Genomic DNA, 20,496 nt, shown 5'->3' on the forward strand with positions numbered 1-20,496 from the left:
ACCGAGCCGTACGACGCCGACGCGTACGGCCAAGAGCTGGCCCGAACGACTTCGCCCGGAGCGACGCGTGGCGGGTCGGGATCCTGCTGCGCCAAGCCCATCAGCGGAAACACCAGGGGCTGCACGGAGGTTGCCCGGTCGTCGCGGTCGTTCCGGTCGGTGTGGCCGCACTGGGAGCATTGCCTGCTGGTGCAGGGCGGACAGTGGACGGTTCACCTCCGCTCGCGCGGAGAGCACTGGTGGTTTGTTGTCCGCGGACAACAAACTCACGGTTCACCTCCGCTCGCGCGGAGAGCACCCCTTCGCGACCTGCGCTTATCCGACCGCTTTGCTGTTGCTTTGCCGAGCGTCGTCGCGCATGCTTCTCGTTCTCATTTCGTCGCGCAGCGAGTGTAAGGCGCACCTCTCACGCCGGTGCGACGTTTGACCAAGTGAGGCGGTGACCAGTGCGTTCGACATCCACCGAACGACCGCAGCCGGACCCCCAGAGAAGCATGCCGTCCGGGCGTCGAAGTCGACGCCCATGATCAGCGGTACACGTGCGGCCCGGCGGATTCGGGCCAGGGTTGGGACTTGGAGTCCGCCTCTTCGATCACTGCGGATCGACGTCTTCGATCCGCCATTCGTCCTGCCACTCGATCACGGGCGTCTCGCCGTCGAAGCGGATGGGGAGCCACACGTAGTCGGCGACGGAGGTGTCCGGATCCGGCAGGTCCATGGGCTCGACGGTCCGGCCGGCCGCCTTCGCGGAGTAGTGCTCGACGAAGGACGCGTTCTGGTCGGACTCCTCTTCCGACAGGCCGGGCAGCCAGCGGTCGGCGAGGGCTATGTAGAGGTCCTCGTGGGCCGGGTGTTTGAAGACGGAGCTGATCTGGGACCGGTACGAGGTGCTGGTGGCCGCCCCCGGGTGGGGGTTCCCGAGCACCGTGTACGGGCCGTGGTAGGTATCCGCAACGGCCACCTCCGACGGGTTCGGGAAGTACCACGTCGTGCCGGAGGTGATCAGGTAGTGCTTGCCGTTGCGCCGGAAATGGGCGGGTGCTTCGCGTACCTGGGGAGGGTGGGGGTGGGGGAAGTGCGTCGAGTAGTAGCCGGTCACGTCCGTGAAGTCGTCGGTGAGGTCGGCGCAGATCATCTCGCTGTGGACGCGCTCGAAGTAGTAGTAGCCCTTGCCGTCCACCGGGTCGACGACGAGGTCGAAGTCGCCGGCGAACATGCCCAGCGGGCTGAAGCCGGTGCGGACGACCTCGTAGGGGCCCAGCAGGGAGTCCGCCGTGAGGACGGTGCAGAGCTGCTGGTCCCCCTCCCCCATGATCTTGAGCCAGCAGACGTACGTGCCCGTGCGGGGGTTGCGGACGATGTGCGGACGGTCGATCAGTTGGGACGGGTGCAGTGGTGATGCGGGGTCGTCGAGATCCGGCGGGATGATGAGTCCCAGATCCGTCCAGTTGTAGAGGTCCGTCGAGGAGTAGCAGCGGATCCCCCACGTCCAGACGTTGTCGCCCGGCTTCGAGTGCTCCTTGTTCTCCCCGTACCAGTAGAAGGTGCCGTCCTCGTGGAGCACGGATCCCGCGTGCGCGTGGATGCGGTTGCCGTTGGTGTCCAGCCAGGTCCGGCCCGGGCGGATGGAGTCGTACATGCTGTGCTCTTTCCTTGCGTTGATCGGGGACGGCGCTTCCCGTGACGGCGGGTTCGCGTGGGGCCGGAGGAAGCGCCGGCCGGAGTGCCCGTGCACCCCGGCCGGCGTGGTCCGCACGGCGGAGCCGGGTCAGGCCCGGTCGACCTGCAGCCTGATCGCGTCGTACATGACACCGGACATGGGCTGCATCCAGTTGTCGGAGGTGGGGGCTTGTGCCGGGTCGACGGGCGCGAGAGTGAGGACGTTCTCGCCGTCCTGGATGAGGTCGGCGGGGAAGGTGATGGTGGGGATGGTGCGGTGTGCCGCCCGCGCGGCGAGCCGGTAGGAGCTGCCGTCTCCTCGTACTCCGGGGACGGGTGTGAAGGACGCGAGCGGGCTTCCGTTGAGGGTGACCGCGAGGGTGCTGAAGACTGAGGCGGCGAGGGAGATGTCGAGGTATCCGGTGCCGCGTCGGTAGGAGCGGGAGTCGAAGCGGATCTTCCAGGCTTCGAGGGTGTCGTCGGGGGTGGTTCCGCGCCATTGCAGCTGGGCGGGGGTTCCCGGTGTCCGTACCGCGGGGTGGAAGTAGTTCCACTGCGTGGCGGGATCGTCGACGCCGACCTTGAAGTCGACGCCCTCGGGGAACTCGTAGGGGTACTCGAGCCAGGTGAGGGTCTTGAAGTAGCCGTCCTCGCCCCCGTGGATGTGGAACTCCTGGGAGGTGCGGTCCGGGGTGCCGATCTGCCACAGGGTCTTGCCGTGGCTGGTCGGCTTCCAGACCTGGGTACCCAACTGGACGCTCTTCGAGGCCGGGACCTCGATCCCGGCGCGCCGGTATTCGCCCAGGGCGCCCCTGGCGAACGCGGCGAGGGTGTACGTGCCGGGCCGGACGGCGGGGATGGTGAAGCGGCCGTTCGGGGCGATCCTGGCGGCGTAGACGTAGCCGCGGCCGGCGTACTGCCAGTCGTCGCCGTCGAGGGTGATCTCCTGGTATTCGCGGTCGGGCTCGGGCTGGTAGAGCAGGGCCCAGCCGTTCTCGACGGATCCGAGCGAGGCGACGGAGAGCTTGCCGCTGACCGAGGAGCGGTCGGCGGCGGCATAGGTGGGGTCGGTGATCCACTTGTACGGCCACTGCGCCCGCTCCACTGCTGCGGCCTGCTTGGCGTCCTTCCACAGGGCTTCGACGTTCGCCCTCTCGTCTCCGGCGGCGGCCCCGCCCACGTGGAGGTACGAGGGACCGTAGACCTTCTCCCAGCCCTTGGAGACTTCGACGTTCGCGGTGTAGTGGCTGGCGACCGGGTGCCAGAGGAGGATCATGCCGTCGTAGTAGTCGTGGCAGGTCAGTTCCTGGCGGGTGGGGCTGCCGAAGGATTCCTTGCTCGCCTGTACGAGGGAGAGCCCTACTCTGCCGTCGGAGATCATGAAGACGTGGTTGTCGCCTTCGAGGTTCGACTTGTTCTGGTACTTGGAGTAGAGGGTGCCGTCGGGCAGGACGACGGTGGAGTCCTGGAGGGTGACGGCCTCCTTCAGCTCCTCGGCGGTGGGGCGCTGCTGGATGCCGCGTTCGTCGTCCACGACGAACCAGCGGAACGCGGGAGTGTCCGCGGCGTAGGCGTAGCGGAGTTGCGTGAGGGTGAGGCCGTCGGGCATGTCCTCGGGGTACTTGACGATCCAGTAGTTGTAGATGCCGGGCCGGCCGCGCTCGACGGCCATCCGGATGTCCACGTAGAAGCCCAGCTGGGCGGGGTCGTCGGCGAGCATGGAGATCTCGACGCGGTCCGGCGTCCGGGAGACGACGCTGAAGACGGCTCCGGTGAGGGTGACGGCCTTCGGTGCGCCGGAGTAGTTGAACTCCGTGTAGCCGTTGCCGTGTGCGCCGGCGAACAGGTTGGTGCTGCTGTCCGCCTGGGGTCCGGCGAGCAGGCGCAGATCGGTGATCCGAGCAGTGGCCTTGACGACGGTGAACTGGATGAGGCCGTTCGCCAGGGTGGCGGTGCTGCCGTTGTCCACGAGTGTGACGTCTGGTCCGGCGGCGGCGCGTGCCGGGCCTGCGGCCATGGCGGCGGTGGCGTGCGGGAGAGTCAGCGCCGCGGCTCCCATGAGGCCGAGTACGGTGCGCCGGGCGATCGGAGAGGACATGGTTGTTTCCCTTCGAGCTTCGTTGCTGTGATGAAGGTCGGCGTCGACGAGTGACGCCGGTGAGTTCCCCGCGGGTGACGCGTGCGAGGGCGGCGGCGCCGGTGCCTGGGCCGCCGGGCGCCCGCTCGGGGCCGGATCCGGGTACTCGGTGTCGTCGTCACGTGGACGGACGCCGGGGGGTGCCGCGTGATCAGGGCCCCGGCCGGGGTTGCGGGGTCAGACGGCCCAGGGCGCGGCAAGTTCGGCGAACGTCGCCAGGTTCTCGGCGGAGGCGCGGACGGCCTGTTCCACGCCGGGGATGTGTACGCGTGCCGAGGGGCCTTCGCCCTCGCGGGTGAGCCATCGTTCGTCGATCAGGCGGGGCGCGGGCGAGGTGTTGACGTGTTCGAGGACCCGGGTGAAGGCGCCGCAGGCGTCGATGTCGCTCTGGAGGGCCGTTCCGTCGTCCAGGTGGGCGAGGAGGTTCACCAGCGGGGAGGTGCGACCGTACTGTTCGGGCCGGCCGTCCAGCACCAGGAGGTCGCGCGTGTAGTGGAGTTCCGCTCTGCCCCGGCTTCCGTGGACGACGACGACCGGTTCCTCGGGGGTCCGGGCGGCGAGGGTGACCGCGACGGTGATCACGGTGTCGTTCCGGGTCCTCAGCCGGAGGCAGGAGGTGTCGTCGACCTGGATGTCGCGGACCCGCAGGAGTTCCGTTTCCAGGGCGGTGATGTCGTTCCAGCCGGTGCTGCCGTCCAGGGCCAGGGCCGTGGCCACGGCGTGTGCGAACGGGTTGGTGAGCGCGCCGTCCGCCACCGGCACGCCGTCGAGTTCGCGTCGGCCCGCCCACACCGCCCGCTGGTAGTAGGAGGTGTCGCGGGACCAGGCGCCGTAGCAGCCGATGCCCCGGATCTCTCCGAGCCCGCCCGCGGCGATGAGTTCGGCGAGCCGGGTGCGGGCCCCGGAGCCGAGGCTCTGGAAGCCGACCTGGCAGCTGAGCGCGTTGTCCCGGGCCAGTGTCCGGATGGTTCGCCATTCGGCGGCGCTCGGAGCGGGCGGCTTTTCGAGCAGCAGGTGACAGCCGGCCTCCAGTACCTGCCGGCTCAGGGGCAGGTGGGTGTGGATGGGCGTGGCGACGATGGCCACGTCGGGCCGGGTCGCTGCGAGGAGGCGGTCGAGACGGGTGTCGAAAGGCCGTCCGGCGAAGCGTGCGTCCGCGTCCAGAGGCCGCAGATCGCACAGCCCGACAAGACGGACGAGCCCTCGTGCTTCGAGTTCCTCGATCTCACGCAGGTACGTGGCACCGTACCCCGACGCGCCTGCGAGCACGACGGTCCTGGTCACCTGGGCCTCCTTCCTTCGACGGCGACTGCGGCCAGGACCAGCAGTCCGGGGAGGACCGGCGCGAAAGCCGGTACCTCGAAGACGACTACGCCCAGCACCACCATGGCGCCGACCAGCATCAGGCTGCCCTTCCAGTCGCGCGGCACCGACTCGGCGGCGCTGCCCAGAGCGTCCCGCCAGAGCGAGGCCGGCCGCCACCGCGCCGCGCCGCGGAGGCCGACGAGCCCGACGCACCCCAGGGCCAGCGCGGTCAGCACGCCGACGGGCCGGCCCCCGGGTACCCCGGCGGCCAGTGCCAGCAGGTCCAGGCTCGCCACCGTGACGGCGGCCGTGGGAGCGAGTGTGACGACCGGCTGCCGGAGGGACTTGGCGATCAGCGCCCCGAAGCGCCGCACGGTGGGGGTTCGCTCCGTCTCTGCCATCTCACGCAGCAGGGTCGCACCGGCGCCCGCCGCGGCGAGGGAGGTCACCAGGGGCACGGAGGCGATGCTGACCAGAACGCCGACGAAAAGCACTTCGGCCAGGAGTTCCAGACGGCGCGTCAGCCCGCTGCGGGGCTCGCGGCCGGTGGCCCGTAGAGCTGTGGTCTGCATGGTCAGCCCTTCAGGCCGGAGGTGGAGACGCCGTCGACGAGGAAGCGCTGGAAGGCGACGAAGAAGAGCCCGATGGGGACGAGCGCCAGCACCGACATCGCGAACATCGGCCCGAAGGCGGACTGGCTGGTCTGGTCGACGTAGATCTGCAGGGCCAGCGGCAGTGTGAACTTCGACGGGTCGTTGAGGTAGATCAGCTGGCTGAAGAAGTCGTTCCAGGTCCAGATGAAGGTGAAGATGGACGTCGTGATGACGGCCGGCCGCAGTAGCGGAAGGATGATGTACCAGAAGGTACGGAACGGGCCGCAGCCGTCGATGGTGGCGCTCTCGTCCAGTTCCCTGGGAAGGCCGCGCACGAACTGCACCATCAGGAAGACGAAGAAGGCGTCCGTGGCGAAGAACTTCGGCAGCACCAGCGGCCAGAACGTGTTCACCATGCCGAGCTTCTGGAAGATGATGTACTGCGGGATCAGCACGACATGGTGCGGCAGCATGATCGTGGCGATCATGAAGGCGAAGAGCGGCCCGCGCCCCCGGAACTTCAGCCGGCCGAAGGCGTATCCGGCCAGTGCGCAGGACAGTACGTTGCCGATCACGGCAAGTCCGGAGACGAGCAGTGAGTTGCCGAAGTACTGCCAGACGCTGTAGCCGGCGACGCCGCCGAACACCTGGCTGTAGTTGGAGGCCGTCCCCCGGTGGGGAAGCAGGGAGAGGTTGGTCAGGACCTCGCCGGCCGGCTTGAAGGAGCTGGAGACCAGCCACAGCACGGGGTACATCAGGACCAGTACCAGGGCGATGACCGCCACGTGCCACAGCACGGAGCGCGCGGTCGGCCGTCGGGGGCCGGCGACGCCGGCAGAGGGGGCGGGGGTCACGGCCTGGACACTCATCGGGTTCCCTCCCCGGCGTAGAAGACCCACTTCCGCGAGCTGCGGAACAGCAGGACGGTGATGACCGCGATGACGACGAGGAGCACCCAGGCCATGGCCGAGGCGTAGCCCATCTCGAAGTTGTTGAAGCCACGTTGGTAGAGGTACAGCGTGTAGAGCAGCGCGGAGTCACTTGGCCCGCCGCGCCCGCTGCCGATGACGAAGGCCCCGGTGAACGACTGGAAGGCCTGGATGATCTCCAGGACGAGGTTGAACAGCAGCACAGGAGTGATCATGGGCAGCGTGACGGAGAAGAAACGCCGGACCGGCCCGGCGCCGTCCAGTGCGGCGGCCTCGTACAGCTCACCGGGCACCTGCTTCAGGCCGGCGAGGAAGATCACCATCGGTGCGCCGAACTGCCAGACGGCCAGGGCGATCACGGTGAGCAGCGCGTAGCGGGGCTGATCGACCATGCTGCCGATGTGGATGCCGAAGGCGCCGAGGAAGTCGTCGACCACACCGTTGGACCCGAACAGGGAGCGCCAGACGAGGGCGACGCTGACGCTGGCGCCCAGCAGGGACGGCGCGTAGAAGGCGGAGCGGTAGAAGGCGGTGCCGCGGCGCTGCTTGTTGAGGAGCAGGGCGACGGCCAGGGCCGCGGCGAGCTTGAGCGGGACGGAGAGCACCGCGAACTTCACGGTGACCCAGACGGAGTTCCAGTACCGGTCGTCCTGCGTGAACATGCGCTCGAAGTTCCGCAGGCCGACCCACCGGGGGGTGTCGAAGAGGTCGTAGTCGGTGAACGACAGGTACAACGAGGCGAGCATGGGGCCGATGGTCAGCAGCGCGGCGCCGATGAGCCAGGGGGACAGGAAGACGTATGCTGCTCCGCTCCGCTGTCGCCGGCGGGGTGGTTGCGCCTGCGCCCCGGGCGCGGGCGACTCGGCCCGCTCTCCCGTGGAGCGGGTCCGTGCGATGGTTGGCATCGCGTGATCCTTTCTGCGCTCCCGCGGTCGCGGCCGGCCGCGGGGGACGCATGTCTTACTGTCCGAGGGACTGCTTGGCGTTCTCGACGACCTTGGACGCGCCCGCGGACACGCTGGACTTGCCGAAGATCACGTCGTCGTAGACCCGCTGGAAGTCCGTCTTGATCGCCGAGCTACCGCTGGGCCACAGCCAGGTGTCGGAGGGGCTGAGCCTGTCCTTCACCTTGCTCTGGAAGTCGCAGGTGTCCTTGTCGGCACCGGTGGCCGTGGCGCAGACGGTCTTGGCGACCTCGGAGTTGGGCGGAGTGCCGCGGGTGGTGCCGAGCACCTTGCCCGCTTCGGGGTCGTTCAGGATGAAGTCGAGCAGCAGCGCGGCGGCTTCCTTGTGGGACGACGTCTTGGCGATGCCGTAGTAGACGGGGGGCAGGGCGGCCATGCCGGATTCCGTCGTGCTGCCACCGGGCAGCGGCGCGAAGCCCAATGTCCCCTGGTAGGTCGATACGTAGCTGGTCACGCTGGAGTCGTACGCGATCTCTGAGCCGGACTGCTTCGCCACGAGGGCCGAGTTCTGCGCCGACCCGTCCATCTTCGTGGTGTCCTCGGCCGCGGTCACGCCCTTCTGCTTCCGCATCGAGGCCAGCATGCCCCAGTACTGTTCGAGGTCGGCCTCGGTGAAGCCGAGCTTGCGGTCGTTCGTGTAGAGCTGCTTGCCGTTCTGGTGCAGCCAGCTCTCGAACCAGTCGATGGCCCAGCCGAAGTCGGTGGTGCCGGCCCTGCCGCTCGCGGCCTGGACCTTGGCCATGTCGGCGGCGAACTGCTTCCACGTCCAGCCGTCTTCGGGGACGGTCACGCCGGCCTTCTCGTACAGGTCCTTGTCGTAGACGAACACCTGCGTCGTCAAACCGGCGGGCATCGCGTACTGCTTGCCGTCGGCCTCACCGCCGGCGAGCAGGCTGTCGGAGATGCCGTCGGCCTTCAGCGTCTTGCCCACATAAGGGGTGAGCTCGGCGAGCTGGTGCTTCTGCTGGTACTCGCCGAAGGTGGGCCGGTCCAGCTGAAGCAGGTCGGGCGCGTTGCCGCCGGCGATCTGCGTGGTCAGCTTCTGGACGTAGGCGGGGTAGCCGCTGAACTCCGTCTGGACCTTGATGTTGGGGTGTTCCTTCTCGAACCGGTCCACCACCTTCTCGGTGGCTTCGGCCCGGTCCTCGTTGCCCCACCACACGAAACGGATGGTCTGCTTCGCGTCGCTGCCCACGTCGGCCGGCGACGAAGAGCAGGCGGTGAGCGTTCCCGCCAGAGTGAAGGCGGCTGCGGCCAGCACGCTCCAACGGCCCCGGCGGGGGGTGCGACCTGTCATGGCAATTCCTCTGATTCGACAGTGAACCGGCTGAATGGGCTGGGAGGACCGCGTCCGGCCCGTGGACGTCCTCCCTCGTTCCGTGAGCGTTCACGTGAACGTTCACGGTAAGCTGGCGGAGACGTTACGTCCGTGAGTCGGCAGCGTCAATAGAAGGTGCGGGGACAACGAGTTGACGAGCCCTGCGCCTGCATAATGAACGTCGTCCACCAGCGGGGAGAGCCAGTGACCAGACAGCGGATCACGATCGAGGACGTCGCGCGGGAGGCCGGAGTCTCCCGCCAGACCGTCACGCGGGCGATGAACGGCATGACGGAGATCAGCGCCAAGACCCGCCAGCGTGTGCTCGACGCGGCGAACGCCCTCGGCTACCGCCCCAGCCGTTTCGCCAGCAACCTCGCCGCCCGCCGGAAGAGCCACGCGATCGGCCTGGTCATCGCCTCGTTCCGCAACCCGTACTACACGGAGTTGGCCGCCGAGGTCCTGGACGTGGCCACCGCACGCGGCTGGCAGGTGGTCGTGTGCTCCCGCGAACAGGGCACCGACCTCGAATTGATCTCCACGCTGGCGGGTCAGGTCGACGCCATCTTCGGCTACTTCGTCGCCCCCGACCAGGCGTCTCTCGCCGCTGCCGCACGGGGGGTCCCCGTCGTGATGTTCGAAAGGACTGCCGCCGTGCCGGGGTTGCACTCCGTCGACCTCGACTTCGAGCACGGCATCGAGACGCTGCTGGCGGAACTCAAGAACCGTGGCGCCACCCGCTTCGGCCTCATCGAATCCGACGCCGCGACCGACCCGAATCCCTATCAGCCCACCCAGCGCCGACGTGCCTACGAGAAGCTCGCGGGCCCCGGCTCGCTGGACGCGATCGTCGTGGCCGAGGAGTCCATGCGCGGCGGAGCCGACGGCTTCCAGCGGTTGTGGAACACGTCCCCCGGCCTCGACGCGGTGCTCGTGTTCAACGACCTCATGGCGATGGGCGCCGTGCACGGCGCCCACACCCTCGGCGTGTCGATCCCGGCCGACGTGCGCGTCGTGGGGATCGACGGTCTCTCCCTCGGCAGCGTCACGACCCCTTCGCTGTCCACCCTCTCCATCGACCGGCTCGCGGTGGCGAGGGCCGCGGCCGACATCGTGGACACGCTGCTCGACTCCCCCGACACCGGAGTCCTCCACCAGCCGATCGTCCGCACGGTCACCCCACAGCCGCTGTGGCGCGAGTCCGCGTGACGGAACGGTCGGCCGGGCCGGCTGCCTCCGAACCGGTGGCAGCTACCGACCAACGTTCGGGCGTCCCCAAAGCGCGGGCCGACCTCGGCTCACCTCCGCTCGCACGGAGAGCACGCGTCCAGGGCCTGGGCACCGGTGAGTCGCTTCGGTTCACCTCCGCTCGCGCGGAGAGCACGCTCACGGTGGTTCTTCCGGGGAGGGCGGACTACCGGAATGCTTACGGTGGTTCTTCCGGGGGGGGTGGGCTACCGGAAGGGGAACCGTGTCAGCGGGCCAGCGCGCAGTCTCCGCACAAGGGCCCCTTCCGGTCGGGGGCGGCGCGGTAGATGAGGCAGCAACTGCGGCGCCTGAAGGCTCCGCCACCGGCCGTGGTCGCGGTACCGCGCAGCGGGGGGCGTGCGAGGAGGAGCGAGGTCAGGGTGCGGGTGCGGGCGGCGAGTTCGGGGCGCGAGGTCGCGATCATGGTCGCTGCTCCGTTGAGGGCCGAGGCGGTGTTCCCCCACAGGATGTGCCGGGAGACGGAGAACGTACCCATCGCCTCGGCGAGTTCGCGCAGCGGGCCGTCCATCAGACGGGTGCTCAGTTCGCCGGCGAGGCGCTCCGGGGGCCCCGCGGGGCTGTCGGCGACGGCGCTGTCGGGCAGCGAGAGGGGGATCGGTCCGCCGATCACGGGCTGCCACCGCAACTCGGTGAGGCCGGAGGCGAGGACCTTGCCGTGCAGCACCGCGGCGGCCAGGGCAGGAGAGATCAGCCGGGCTGCCAGCCCCAGATGCGCGACGGAGGCCGCGACGCGCGGTTCCACCGAGCCGGGTGGCCGACCGCCTGCCGCGGCCAGCCGCTCCCCGACCGTGGCGACCCGTGCTTCGAGCAGTGGGTGGGACATCGGCTGCCAGGGGCCGCCCGGTTCCGTGCCGAGCGGATGGATCCGGAGGGCGAAGAACGGACCGAGTCCGGTGACCGACTCGCTCAGGGCGGTCGGTGTGGCGGTGCCCGTCATGCGGGTACCGGGTCGGACACGGGCGGCAGGTCGGACACGGCCGGCACACCGGTCGGTGCGGCCGGTGCGCCGCGGTCCGGCCCGGCGGTGGCACGGGAGACCGGTGCGGCGGTGGCACGGGAGACCGGCCCGGCGGCCGGGGCGGCCCCTGGGGGAACCCGTCGGAGTGCGGGCGGCATGCTCAAGGTGAGCCCTCTCTTCGGGATCGTGCGTCCCGAGCGCACGCGGGCGGAGTGAGGGCCCGGTGTCCGGCTCGTCGGGCACCTGGCGGTGTCGGGCTCACAGTGGCGCGACCGTGCTGGAATTCCACCAGCTCCCTCTTGCTTCCTCTTGCCGTCACTCCGCGGCAAACATACGAGCGGTCTCTCCGCCCGGTCAACCAGGCCGTTTCCGATCCGGCACCCCCCTGCGCATCCCTGCGCCCCTCTCACGTTCCGGAATGTGAACGGTGGCGGCCGCGGGATGTTCCACCCCCTACTCCGGCCGTGCAGTTGGTCCGCCCCTGTCCGCCAGGCAGGAGCGTCGTAAGAGGGAACCCGGTGGGAATCCGGGACTGCCCCGCAGCGGTGAGTGGGAACGACCGCCGTCATACGCACTGGGTCCGGTGGGATCTGGGAAGCGACGGCCAGGAGGAGTCTGCCCCGGCAGATGTGCCCGCGAGTCCGAAGACCTGCCCGTTGCCCGCACGCGACCATGCGTGTGCGGATATCCCGGTGACCTCGTGGGCGGGTCGGCGTACATACCGGATGGACCTCCACGCCGTGCGGCGTTGTCGGGGACCGTCCGGTTCCGTCGTTCCTTCGCGTCCGCGTCCCGTTCCCGGGGTGTTCAGGAGTCATCTCGCGAAGGAGATTTCCGTGACAACGAAGTCCCTAGCCGCGGCAGCACGATCCACCCGTGTACGGCTACCCCCGCCAGGGCCCCCGCCGGGAACTGAAGAAGGCCGTCGAGGGCTACCGGAAGGGCCGGATCACCGCCCGCACGCTCCGGGAGACCACGGCCGAACTGCGCCGGTCCACCTGGCGGCAGCTGGCCGCCACCGGTATCCATGAGGTGCCCACCGGGAACTTCTCGTACTACGACCACGTCCTGGACACCAGCGTCATGGTCGGCGCCGTCCCGGAGCGGCACCGGGCGGCCGTGGCGGCCGACGCGCTCGACGGGTACTTCGCGATGGCGCGGGGCACCCAGGACGTCGCACCGCTGGAGATGACCAAGTGGTTCGACACCGACTACCACTACCTCGTCCCCGAACTCGGCCCCGACACCGTGTTCACCGCCGACTCCACCAAGCAGGTCTCCGAGCTGACGGAAGCCCTCGCCCTCGGGCACACCGCCCGTCCGGTGCTCGTCGGCCCGGTGACGTATCTGCTGCTGGCCAAGCCCGCGCCCGGCGTGTCCGTGGACTTCGAGCCGCTCACCCTGCTGGACCGGCTGCTTCCGGTGTACGCGCAGGTGCTCGCCGATCTGCGGGCCGCCGGTGCCGAGTGGGTCCAGCTGGACGAGCCCGCCCTCGTCCAGGACCGCACCCCGGCCGAACTGGACGCCGTGGCCCGCGCCTACGGTGCGCTCGGCGGTCCCACCGACCGGCCCGAGCTGCTCGTGGCATCGCCGGGGAGATCGCCGCCAACCGGGCCGACCTCGCCTCACGCGCCGCCTCCCCGATCACCCGCGACCCCGCCGTACGCGCCAGGACCGCGGCCGTCACCGAGGCCGACGGCCGGCGCTCCCAGCCGTACACCGAGCGCTCCGCAGCCCAACGAGCCCACCTCGCGCTGCCGTTGCTGCCGACGACGACCATCGGCTCGTTCCCGCGGACCGACGAGGTGCGGGCGGCACGCGCGGACCTGCGGGCCGGCCGCATCGACACGGCCGGTTACGAGGAGCGGATCCGGGCCGAGATCGGCGAGGTCGTCTCCTTCCAGGAGAAGGCCGGTCTGGACGTGCTGGTGCACGGCGAGCCCGAACGCAACGACATGGTGCAGTACTTCGCCGAGCAGCTCACCGGCTACCTCGCGACCCGGCACGGCTGGGTCCAGTCCTACGGCACCCGCTACGTCCGGCCGCCGGTCCTGGCGGGGGACATCTCCCGCCCCGCACCGATGACGGTGCGCTGGACCGCGTACGCCCAGTCGCTCACCGCCCGGCCGGTGAAGGGCATGCTGACCGGGCCGGTGACGATGCTGGCCTGGTCCTTCGTCCGGGACGACCAGCCGCTCGGGGAGACCGCCCGGCAGGTCGCGCTCGCGCTGCGGGCCGAGGTCACCGATCTGGAGGCGGGCGGTACCCCGGTGATCCAGGTGGACGAACCCACGCTGCGCGAGACGCTTCCGCTGCGGTCCGCCGACCGGGCCGCGTATGCCGGGACGTCCTCGTGGCGCCCCGGCCCCACCGGCCCGGCCCCACCGGCCCGGCCCCACCGGCTCCGCTCCCACCGGCTCGGCTCTCGTCCGACGTGGGCGGGCCCGGGGCGGAGCGCGACGATCCGGGGAGGAAGGCGCGCCTGCCACGTCGTTTTCGGGCAACCCGAGGTCGAGATATGGCCACTTCGCCCTGCGGTATCGCGACGGGGCGTCATCGTCCGGTTACCTTTCCGAGCATGCCTGATCCGCAGCACGTGCCGCAGTCGCCGCAGTCGCGCGCTTGCCGGCTGAGCCGGTGAGGCCCGTGCCGTCCCGGCCGGCGACGGTGCTCGTCGCCGGGGCCTACTCGGTCGATCTCGTCCTGACCGATCTGCGCGGCCCGGTGAGTGCCGGGACCGAGGTGTGGGCCAGTGGACTGGACATGGTGCCCGGCGGTGCGTTCACCCTGGCGATGGGGCTGCGCCGGCTGGGGCGCCGGGCGGTGTGGGCGGCCGATTTCGGCACGGACGTCTTCAGCCGTGAGGTCCTGGCCACGGCGCGCCGCGAAGACATGGACGAGACCGGCTTCCGGCACCACCGACGTCCTGTGCGCAACGTGACGGTGGCTCTCTCCGGCCACCAGGACCGGGCGATGATCACCTACGAGGAACCCGTCCCGGCGCGTCCCCTCGCGGAGTCGATCGATGTTTTCCGACCGGGGGTGGTGATGCTCCCCCACCTCCGGTTCGGTCCGGACATGACGGACGCCCTGGAGGTGGCCGCCCAGCACGGGACCCGGGTGTTCATGGACTGCCAGGACTACCCCGGGCACATCGGCATGGACGAGGTACGCAAGACGCTCGCTCAGGTGGACGTGTTCGCGCCCAACGAGTCGGAAGCACTGCGGGTGACCGGGGCCGGCACGGTCGAAGAGGCGCTCGGACTGCTCGCGGGCCTGGTGCCCACGGTGGTGATCAAGCAGGGGGCAGCGGGCGCCGTCGCCTCCGCGAACGGCCGTCGAGCGGTTCAGGCCTCCCTCCCGGTGCCGGTGGTGGACACGACCGGGGCCGGGGACTGCTTCGACGTGGGCTTCGTGCACCGGTGGCTGGACGGCAGCCCACTGGACGACTGCCTGGCGGCAGGTGTGGCCTGCGGGGCGGCAGCCGTGACGGGGCCGGGCTCCAGCAACGCCCTCAAGGCCCCCGAACTCACCGCATGGCTCACCCGGGTGCCGCGCTGATCGTGGACCGGAAGGACAGGGGGTTGCCGTGAACGACCACGCGCGCCGGGCTCGTGGCCCTGGGCGGAAGTTGCCGCCCGCGGGCGAAAGAGTCCTGGTCACCGACCTCGACGGCACACTGCTGGGCGGTGACCGGGAGAGCCGTCTGCGGCTGCTCCGGGCACTGGAGCGCCACCCGGAGATCACCGTCGTCTTCGCGACGGGCCGCAGCCTGAGCTCCGTACGGACGCTGCTGCGAGAGGATCCCCTGCTCCCGGCACCGCGGTGGATCGTCGCGGACGTCGGTGCCAGCGTCATCGACGCGGCGGACATGAGCCATGTCGACGCGCTGGAACGGCCGCTGCGGTCGGGATGGCCCGGGGACGAACAGGTCCGGGAGGCGCTGCGCGGCTTCTCCCGACTCGCGTACCAGAAGGTCGCCCAGGAAGGGCGCTGCTCGTTCTATCTGGCTCCGGACGGGCTGACCGACGCCCTCACTTCGGCGGTGGCGAGCCTGGGATGCTCCTGGTCCTACAGCGAGGGACGGTACTTCGACGTCCTGCCCGCGGGTGCGGGCAAGGGCCCGGCCGTCCGTGAACTCGTCCGCAAGCACCAGTGGCCGCTGTCCGGCGTGCTCGTCGCCGGTGACTCGCTCAATGACCTGTCGCTCTTCGACCTCCGCTCGCACGGGGTCGTCGTCGGCAACGCCGAGGCGGCTCTGAGGGAGCGTCTCCCCGAAGACCCCCTGATCCAGCGATCCCGCCTCGCCGGTGCGGCCGGCATCCTCTCGGCGCTGCACCACCTCGGCTGGGTCGAGCCCGTCGTACCGGTCGTCGTCGGCTACCACCGCGCGCCTGCTCGCTGGAGCGGAGGACGGTGGGAGCAGCCGTCCAGTCCCAACGGCATCCTGCCCACCCTGACGTCCGTCCTCGGCGGCGGGAACAAGGACAGCGGACTGGATGCCGTGTGGGCCGCGGTGGTCACCACCGAAGGAGGCGGCGGGGGCGAAGGAGGCGGCGGAGCCGAACGAGCCGACGGACTCGGTGGACCCGGTACGTGGCCGGCCCCGTTCCCCGGCGGCCTCCCCATGGCCCTTCTGCCCGTGCCGCCGTCCCTCTGGAGCGGCTACTTCCACCGGGCCTGCAAGGAGACGCTCTGGCCGGCCCTGATGTCCCAGCCGCACCTCATCCGCCACGACCCGGCCCACTGGGCCGACTACGAGCAGGTCAACGAAGCCTTCGCGCACCATGTCAGCGCCCACGCCTCCCCCGGCGGAACCGTGTGGCTGCACGACTACAACCTCTGGCTCGTCCCCGGCCTCCTCAAGCGCAGCCGACCGGACCTGGCCGTCGGCCTGTTCCACCACACCCCCTTCCCGCCGCCCGAGGTCTTCCAGGCTCTGCCGGTGGCCGAGCAGTTGCGCGCCTCGCTGGCCCGACTGGACTGGGCGGGCTTTCACACGGCCGCCTTCGCCCACCACTTCCGCCGGCTGCTGCACGGCGCGGACACCGTGCCGCGTACGGGCGTTCATCCGCTGGGCATCGACCGGGCGGCCGTCGCGGCCCTCGCGCGCTCCCGTACCCCGCAGGCCGCGGCGACGGACGGCCCGCTGGTGCTGTCCGTGGAACGTCTGGACTACGCCAAAGCCCCGGTCCAGAAGATCCGCGCCCTCGCGACCCTTCTCGACCTGCGGCCGGAGCTGCGCGGACGGCTGCGCTTCCGGCTCGTGTGCCCGCCGCCCGAGCCCGGTGTCCGCGCCTACGAGACGACCCGCGCCGAACTCGAACAGGCCATCACCGCCCTCAACGCCCGCTGGGGTTCGGGTGCGTGGCAACCGGTGGAGTACATCCCCCGGTCGCTCCCCTTCGCCGAGGTCATGGACCACTACCTGGCGGCGGACGTCTTCTGGGTGACCTCCCTGGCCGACGGGATGAACCTCACCGCCCAGGAGTTCCTCACCGCCCAGGCCGCTTCCGGACGCGCGGGTGTCCTCGTCCTCTCCCGGTACGCGGGGATCGCCGAGCGACTCGGGGACGCCGCGCTGCTCACCGATCCCAGCCACCCGCAGGACCTCGTGGACGTCCTGCACACCGCGCTGACCATGTCCCCGTCCCGTCGCAGGGCGCATACGGCCCGCCTGGTCCAGCGGCTCGACGCGGCCGCGCCCCTCGACTGGGCCCACGCGGTCGTCGCGGCCATCGGGGAGAGGCCCGGGCCGTTGTAGGTTCTCGCCCGCCGGTCTCCGCCGGGGCCGGGCCTACCGGAGGCCCCGGCGCCCGGGAGGTTCGAAGGTGTAGAGGTCGAGGATCTCCGGGCACGGGGCCACGCCCGGGCCTCCGGCACGTATCCAGGAGGCGATGTCCTCGGTCGCGCCGGGATCGTTGACCAGCCCCAGCCAGACGGGCCGGGCTCCGGCGGCGCGGCCCTCGGTGGAGGGCTGCACGACCACGACGTTGGCCTGGTCGCACACGTCCAGACAGTCCGATATCCGTACCGGGGCCTCCTCGCGAAGGCGGTCCGTCTGCGCCGCGTGATCGACTCCGGTCACCTTGCGACTGCCGCAGCAGCAGTCCCGGCACACGACGACCCGGCAGGGCACCGCTCCGGCCGTCGCGCCCTTGCCGGGCACGGCCTTGGTCTTCCGTACGTGAGCCTCTTCGGCCGGCCTTGCGGGCACGCCGAACCACCCCTCTCCGGGGAGATCCGCCCCGGCGTTCGTCGAGGAGGCGACCGCGTGAGTCTCCTGGCTCTCGGGTCGCCGCTCGTCCCGCCCTTCCCGCCCCTCGCCGGAGGCAGTGGTACGCCGGGATTCACTCACCGATCACAGTGGCGGGACCGCTCCGGCTTCGCACCGGATTCCTCGGACCGCCGTCGCCCTGTCACGAAGCATCATCCCATCCGGCACGCATGGCCGGTACGGGCAGGAGCACCCCACCCAACCCGACTCTATGATCATGTGCCTGACACATCGTCGTACCCGAGTCATACCCGAGTCATACCCGAGTCGTTCCCGAGGAGTGCCACCGATCATGCGCATGACCCGTATCGCCACCACCGTCCTGGCCACCGCGGTCGGCTTCGCCGGAGTGGTCGCCACCGCCCCCGGCGCAGCGGCCCAGTCCGGCTGTCAGTACAAGGTCGTGTGGCCGACCGCCGGGGTGTACGAGAACCCGAATCCGAACAGCGCCGTCGTGAAGACCAAGTACGCCGGTGACATCGTCGGCGCGTCGACCTGCGAGGGCGCGTCGTACAACGAGTACGGCTACGTCCTGGTCACCACCGATGCGGCGGCGGACGGCCGGGGCTGGATGCGCGAAGGGGCGGTCGTCGCCATCTGAACCGTCCCGCCCGGGACGTACGGCCGGGGTCGACGCGGCTCCCGGCCCGACGTGGCTCCCGGCCGACACGGCCCGCGCCCGCGCCCGGCCGGAAGGCGCCCTGACCTGCTGCACCCGCACCCGGCCGGAAGGCGCCCTACCTGCCCGCCTCGCCCCCGTCCGCAGATCCGACGAGGAGACCGGCGAGGGCCTGGTCGACGACGGCGCGGGCGAAGTCCTCGGTGAGCTGGTCGGTGAGGTGGGGCAGGAGGAGACGGATGTAGCAGGCGCCCCAGATGAGGTCCACCAGGAGTCCGGGGTCGGCGTCCTCAACGATCTGCCCGCGGCCCTTCGCCTTCTCCAGCAGGGCGAACGCCTCGCGTCGGCGCGGCCCGAAGTAGTGGTGCTCGAACTGTCCGGCGAGTTCCGCGTCCGTCTGGGCCGCGCCGATGAGCTGGGCGAAGACGGGCCCTGCGGGCCGGTGGGTGGCGAGCCGGATGAACGCGGTGATGAACCGCATCAGGTCCGCGCGGACGTCTCCGGTGTCGTCGAGCGCGATCTGGTCTCCGACGGCGTGCCGGAATCCGTCCAGGGCCAGCGCGCCGCGTGAGGGCCAGTGCCGGTAGACGGTCGCCGAGCTGACACCGGAGGCGGCGACGACCTTCTCGACGGTGAAGCCGGCGACCCCGTGCGCCATCAGCACCTGGGCGGCGGCCTCCAGCACGTCGGCGCGGACCTCGGCCATCGGCCTTCTGCCGCGTCCCCGACGCGGCCCGGCCGGAGGAACTGTCATCGGTCTCACCTTCCACCCGGTCGAACCCACTCGTCGTCGCAAACTACTATATGAAGAGTCTGTTCATATAAGCGGCCTGGCCGCGACCCCCTGAAGGAGCACCGTGTCCTCGGCATCCACATGGCGACGGGCGGCAGCGGCGACCTGGAATTTCTTCGCCCCTCGGTACACCCCCGGTTCGATCGCCCCGAACCTGGTGTCCGCCGCCATCTCCTCGGTGACCGTCCTGACCGCCTGCCTGGCGTTCGGACCGAAGCTGGGAATGATCTCGCTCATGGGCGCCATGACACCGTTCTGGGAGACCGGCCGTCCCCTGTGGGCACGGGTCCGCAACAGCCTCCTGGTGGCCGCCGCGCTGACCGGCGCCATGTCGGCGGGGGTGCTCGTCGCGCCGTACCGCTGGGCGATCGTCCCGGCGAGCGTCGTGATCATCGTGGTGGTGGCCGTCCTCTACTACGCCTTCATGCTGACCCGTGGCCCGAGCCCGGTGATGATGTTCTACGCCGCCGTCCTGGGTACCTACTTCGGCGCGGACCCGACGGTGGGCTGGCAGATGGTCGGCGTCACCGCCTTCGCGGCGCTGCTCACCTCGGTCCTGCTGCTGGTCCCCCTGCTCTTCGCCCCGCGCGGCCCCGAGGAACGCGCCGTGGCCGCCGCCCGCCGGGCCGTGGCCGACTACCGGCTGACGGAGGCGGGCAGCCAGCCCGCGCGCCTGAGCCGGAACGCCGCCTACCAGGCGGTCAACGGGGCGCGGCTGACCCTGCACTCCGCCTGGCCGGCCACGCGCGGGCAGCACCATCAGGCGCTCGCCTCCGACCTGATGGCGACCAACCGGGCCCTCGCCGAGACCGTCCTGGACCGCCTCGGCGCCGACGCCCCGGCCACCGCAGACCCCGGCATCGGCGCCACGCCCGGCAGACCGGGATGGCGCTACCTGCTCGGCCACGCCCTGCGCGGCAACTCGGTGGAGTGGTTCACCGCCTGGCGGATGGGACTCGCCGCGGGCATCGCGGGCGTCATCAGCCTGGCCGTCGGAATCGGCCACCCCTACTGGGCGATCCTGACCGCCACCATCGTGATCAACCAGTGGATGGACCGGGTCACCGCCACCCGGCGCGCCGCCCACCGCACCATCGGCACGCTCCTCGGCGTCGGAGTCGTCTGGGGCGTCTTCAGCCTGCACCCCGGCCCGTGGTGGACGGTCGCGGCGGTGGTCGTCTGCATGATCGGCCAGTACCTGCTCTTCCCCCTGAACTACGCCCTCGCCCTGGTCGCCATCACGCCCATGGCCCTGCTCGCCGTCGGACCGAGCGGCGGTGCCGGGGTCGCGGCCATCACCGCCGACCGCTTCACCGACACCTTCATCGGCGCCGCGACCGCCGTCGTGGTCACCTGGGGCACCAGCTGGGCGTTCCCCCGCCGCCTCGTCCGCTCCCAGTCCGCACGCGCCGCCGCCGCCATCTCGGCGGTCCGGCGCACCACCTCCGAGGGCGCGTCCTTCGCTCCCGAGGGCCGCCGCGCCCGTGTGGAGCTCCAGTACGAACTGATCCACCACCTCAGCGTCCTGGACCGGGCCGTCGCGGACGATCCGCGCCTCGCCGACCTCGCCCCCGCCGAGCACGAGCTCGCCGACCAGGGCTACGCGGTGCTCGGCCAGGCGTGGCAGAACCACCCCGCCGGCCAGGCGGCCTGACCGGCGGGGCGCCGGTCGCG

General features: G+C 70.6%; 16 protein-coding genes, 1 pseudogene and 3 riboswitches. Of the genes and pseudogenes, 6 read left to right on the plus strand and 11 right to left on the minus strand.

Annotation, left to right across the window (positions count from 1 at the left end; all coding sequences use genetic code 11):
• Positions 1–592: 592 nt before the first annotated feature.
• From OG599_RS03785 to OG599_RS03815, 7 genes are all read right to left on the minus strand, one after another.
• Positions 593–1,639 (minus strand): family 43 glycosylhydrolase, encoded by a 1,047-nt coding sequence (locus OG599_RS03785; protein ID WP_327174506.1) that lies wholly within the window; start codon positions 1,637–1,639, stop codon positions 593–595.
• A gap of 129 nt (positions 1,640–1,768) precedes the next feature.
• Positions 1,769–3,757 carry a polysaccharide lyase family protein gene (locus OG599_RS03790; protein ID WP_327174507.1) on the minus strand — a complete coding sequence of 663 codons (1,989 nt, stop codon included), beginning with the start codon at positions 3,755–3,757 and terminating at the stop codon, positions 1,769–1,771.
• A 216-nt stretch (positions 3,758–3,973) separates the two neighbouring features.
• A complete protein-coding gene (locus OG599_RS03795; protein WP_327174508.1) occupies positions 3,974–5,080 on the minus strand; it encodes a Gfo/Idh/MocA family protein in 1,107 nt (368 codons plus the stop codon).
• Positions 5,077–5,673 (minus strand): hypothetical protein, encoded by a 597-nt coding sequence (locus tag OG599_RS03800; RefSeq protein ID WP_327174509.1) that lies wholly within the window; start codon positions 5,671–5,673, stop codon positions 5,077–5,079. Before OG599_RS03800 ends, OG599_RS03795 begins: the two co-directional genes overlap by 4 nt.
• Before the next feature lie 2 nt (positions 5,674–5,675).
• The gene (locus OG599_RS03805; protein ID WP_327174510.1) at positions 5,676–6,563 is read right to left on the minus strand and encodes a carbohydrate ABC transporter permease; all 888 of its coding nucleotides are present in this window, start codon (positions 6,561–6,563) and stop codon (positions 5,676–5,678) included.
• On the minus strand, positions 6,560–7,528 hold the full coding sequence (locus tag OG599_RS03810) for a carbohydrate ABC transporter permease (RefSeq protein ID WP_327174512.1): 969 nt from the start codon (positions 7,526–7,528) through the stop codon (positions 6,560–6,562). The genes OG599_RS03805 and OG599_RS03810 overlap by 4 nt, the downstream gene beginning before the upstream one ends.
• 55 nt (positions 7,529–7,583) lie before the next feature.
• A complete protein-coding gene (locus OG599_RS03815; RefSeq protein WP_327174513.1) occupies positions 7,584–8,885 on the minus strand; it encodes an ABC transporter substrate-binding protein in 1,302 nt (433 codons plus the stop codon).
• Between the two features lie 225 nt (positions 8,886–9,110).
• Between OG599_RS03815 and OG599_RS03820 the strand changes: the two genes are divergently transcribed.
• Entirely contained in the window at positions 9,111–10,115 is a 1,005-nt protein-coding gene (locus OG599_RS03820; protein WP_327174514.1) for a LacI family DNA-binding transcriptional regulator, read from the plus strand.
• A gap of 265 nt (positions 10,116–10,380) precedes the next feature.
• Here OG599_RS03820 and OG599_RS03825 read toward each other — a convergent pair whose 3' ends face one another.
• Complete coding sequence (locus tag OG599_RS03825) at positions 10,381–11,112, minus strand: (2Fe-2S)-binding protein (protein ID WP_327174515.1); 732 nt, start codon at positions 11,110–11,112, stop codon at positions 10,381–10,383.
• Between the two features lie 221 nt (positions 11,113–11,333).
• Positions 11,334–11,465, minus strand: a riboswitch (cobalamin riboswitch).
• Between the two features lie 122 nt (positions 11,466–11,587).
• Positions 11,588–11,804: riboswitch (cobalamin riboswitch) on the plus strand.
• Between the two features lie 165 nt (positions 11,805–11,969).
• Here OG599_RS03825 and OG599_RS03830 point away from each other — a divergent pair.
• The 3 genes and pseudogenes from OG599_RS03830 to OG599_RS03840 all read left to right on the plus strand — a co-directional run.
• Positions 11,970–13,532, plus strand: a pseudogene (locus tag OG599_RS03830) (hypothetical protein); the annotation flags it as partial.
• A 247-nt stretch (positions 13,533–13,779) separates the two neighbouring features.
• Complete coding sequence (locus OG599_RS03835) at positions 13,780–14,694, plus strand: carbohydrate kinase family protein (RefSeq protein WP_327174516.1); 915 nt, start codon at positions 13,780–13,782, stop codon at positions 14,692–14,694.
• A gap of 28 nt (positions 14,695–14,722) precedes the next feature.
• A complete protein-coding gene (locus tag OG599_RS03840) occupies positions 14,723–16,897 on the plus strand; it encodes a trehalose-6-phosphate synthase (RefSeq protein WP_327174517.1) in 2,175 nt (724 codons plus the stop codon).
• 33 nt (positions 16,898–16,930) lie between these two features.
• Here the strand turns inward: OG599_RS03840 and OG599_RS03845 are convergent, their stop codons facing one another.
• On the minus strand, positions 16,931–17,302 hold the full coding sequence (locus OG599_RS03845; protein ID WP_327179912.1) for a (2Fe-2S) ferredoxin domain-containing protein: 372 nt from the start codon (positions 17,300–17,302) through the stop codon (positions 16,931–16,933).
• A 107-nt stretch (positions 17,303–17,409) separates the two neighbouring features.
• Positions 17,410–17,535, minus strand: a riboswitch (cobalamin riboswitch).
• A gap of 167 nt (positions 17,536–17,702) precedes the next feature.
• On the opposite strand from OG599_RS03845, the gene OG599_RS03850 reads away from it, so the two are divergent.
• Positions 17,703–18,011, plus strand: coding sequence for a glycosyltransferase (locus OG599_RS03850; RefSeq protein WP_327174518.1), 309 nt, complete (start codon positions 17,703–17,705; stop codon positions 18,009–18,011).
• Positions 18,012–18,147: 136 nt separating this feature from the next.
• Here OG599_RS03850 and OG599_RS03855 read toward each other — a convergent pair whose 3' ends face one another.
• Both OG599_RS03855 and OG599_RS03860 read right to left on the minus strand, forming a co-directional pair.
• Positions 18,148–18,735 (minus strand): TetR/AcrR family transcriptional regulator, encoded by a 588-nt coding sequence (locus tag OG599_RS03855; protein ID WP_327174519.1) that lies wholly within the window; start codon positions 18,733–18,735, stop codon positions 18,148–18,150.
• A 111-nt stretch (positions 18,736–18,846) separates the two neighbouring features.
• Positions 18,847–19,059, minus strand: a complete 213-nt coding sequence (locus OG599_RS03860; protein WP_327174520.1) for a hypothetical protein — start codon at positions 19,057–19,059, stop codon at positions 18,847–18,849.
• On the opposite strand from OG599_RS03860, the gene OG599_RS03865 reads away from it, so the two are divergent.
• The gene (locus OG599_RS03865; RefSeq protein ID WP_327174521.1) at positions 19,058–20,476 is read left to right on the plus strand and encodes an FUSC family protein; all 1,419 of its coding nucleotides are present in this window, start codon (positions 19,058–19,060) and stop codon (positions 20,474–20,476) included. The two genes, OG599_RS03860 and OG599_RS03865, sit on opposite strands and share 2 nt — an antisense overlap.
• The last annotated feature ends 20 nt before the right edge of the window (positions 20,477–20,496 follow it).

This window comes from Streptomyces sp. NBC_01335, assembly GCF_035953295.1.
Classification (GTDB): Bacteria; Actinomycetota; Actinomycetes; order Streptomycetales; family Streptomycetaceae; genus Streptomyces.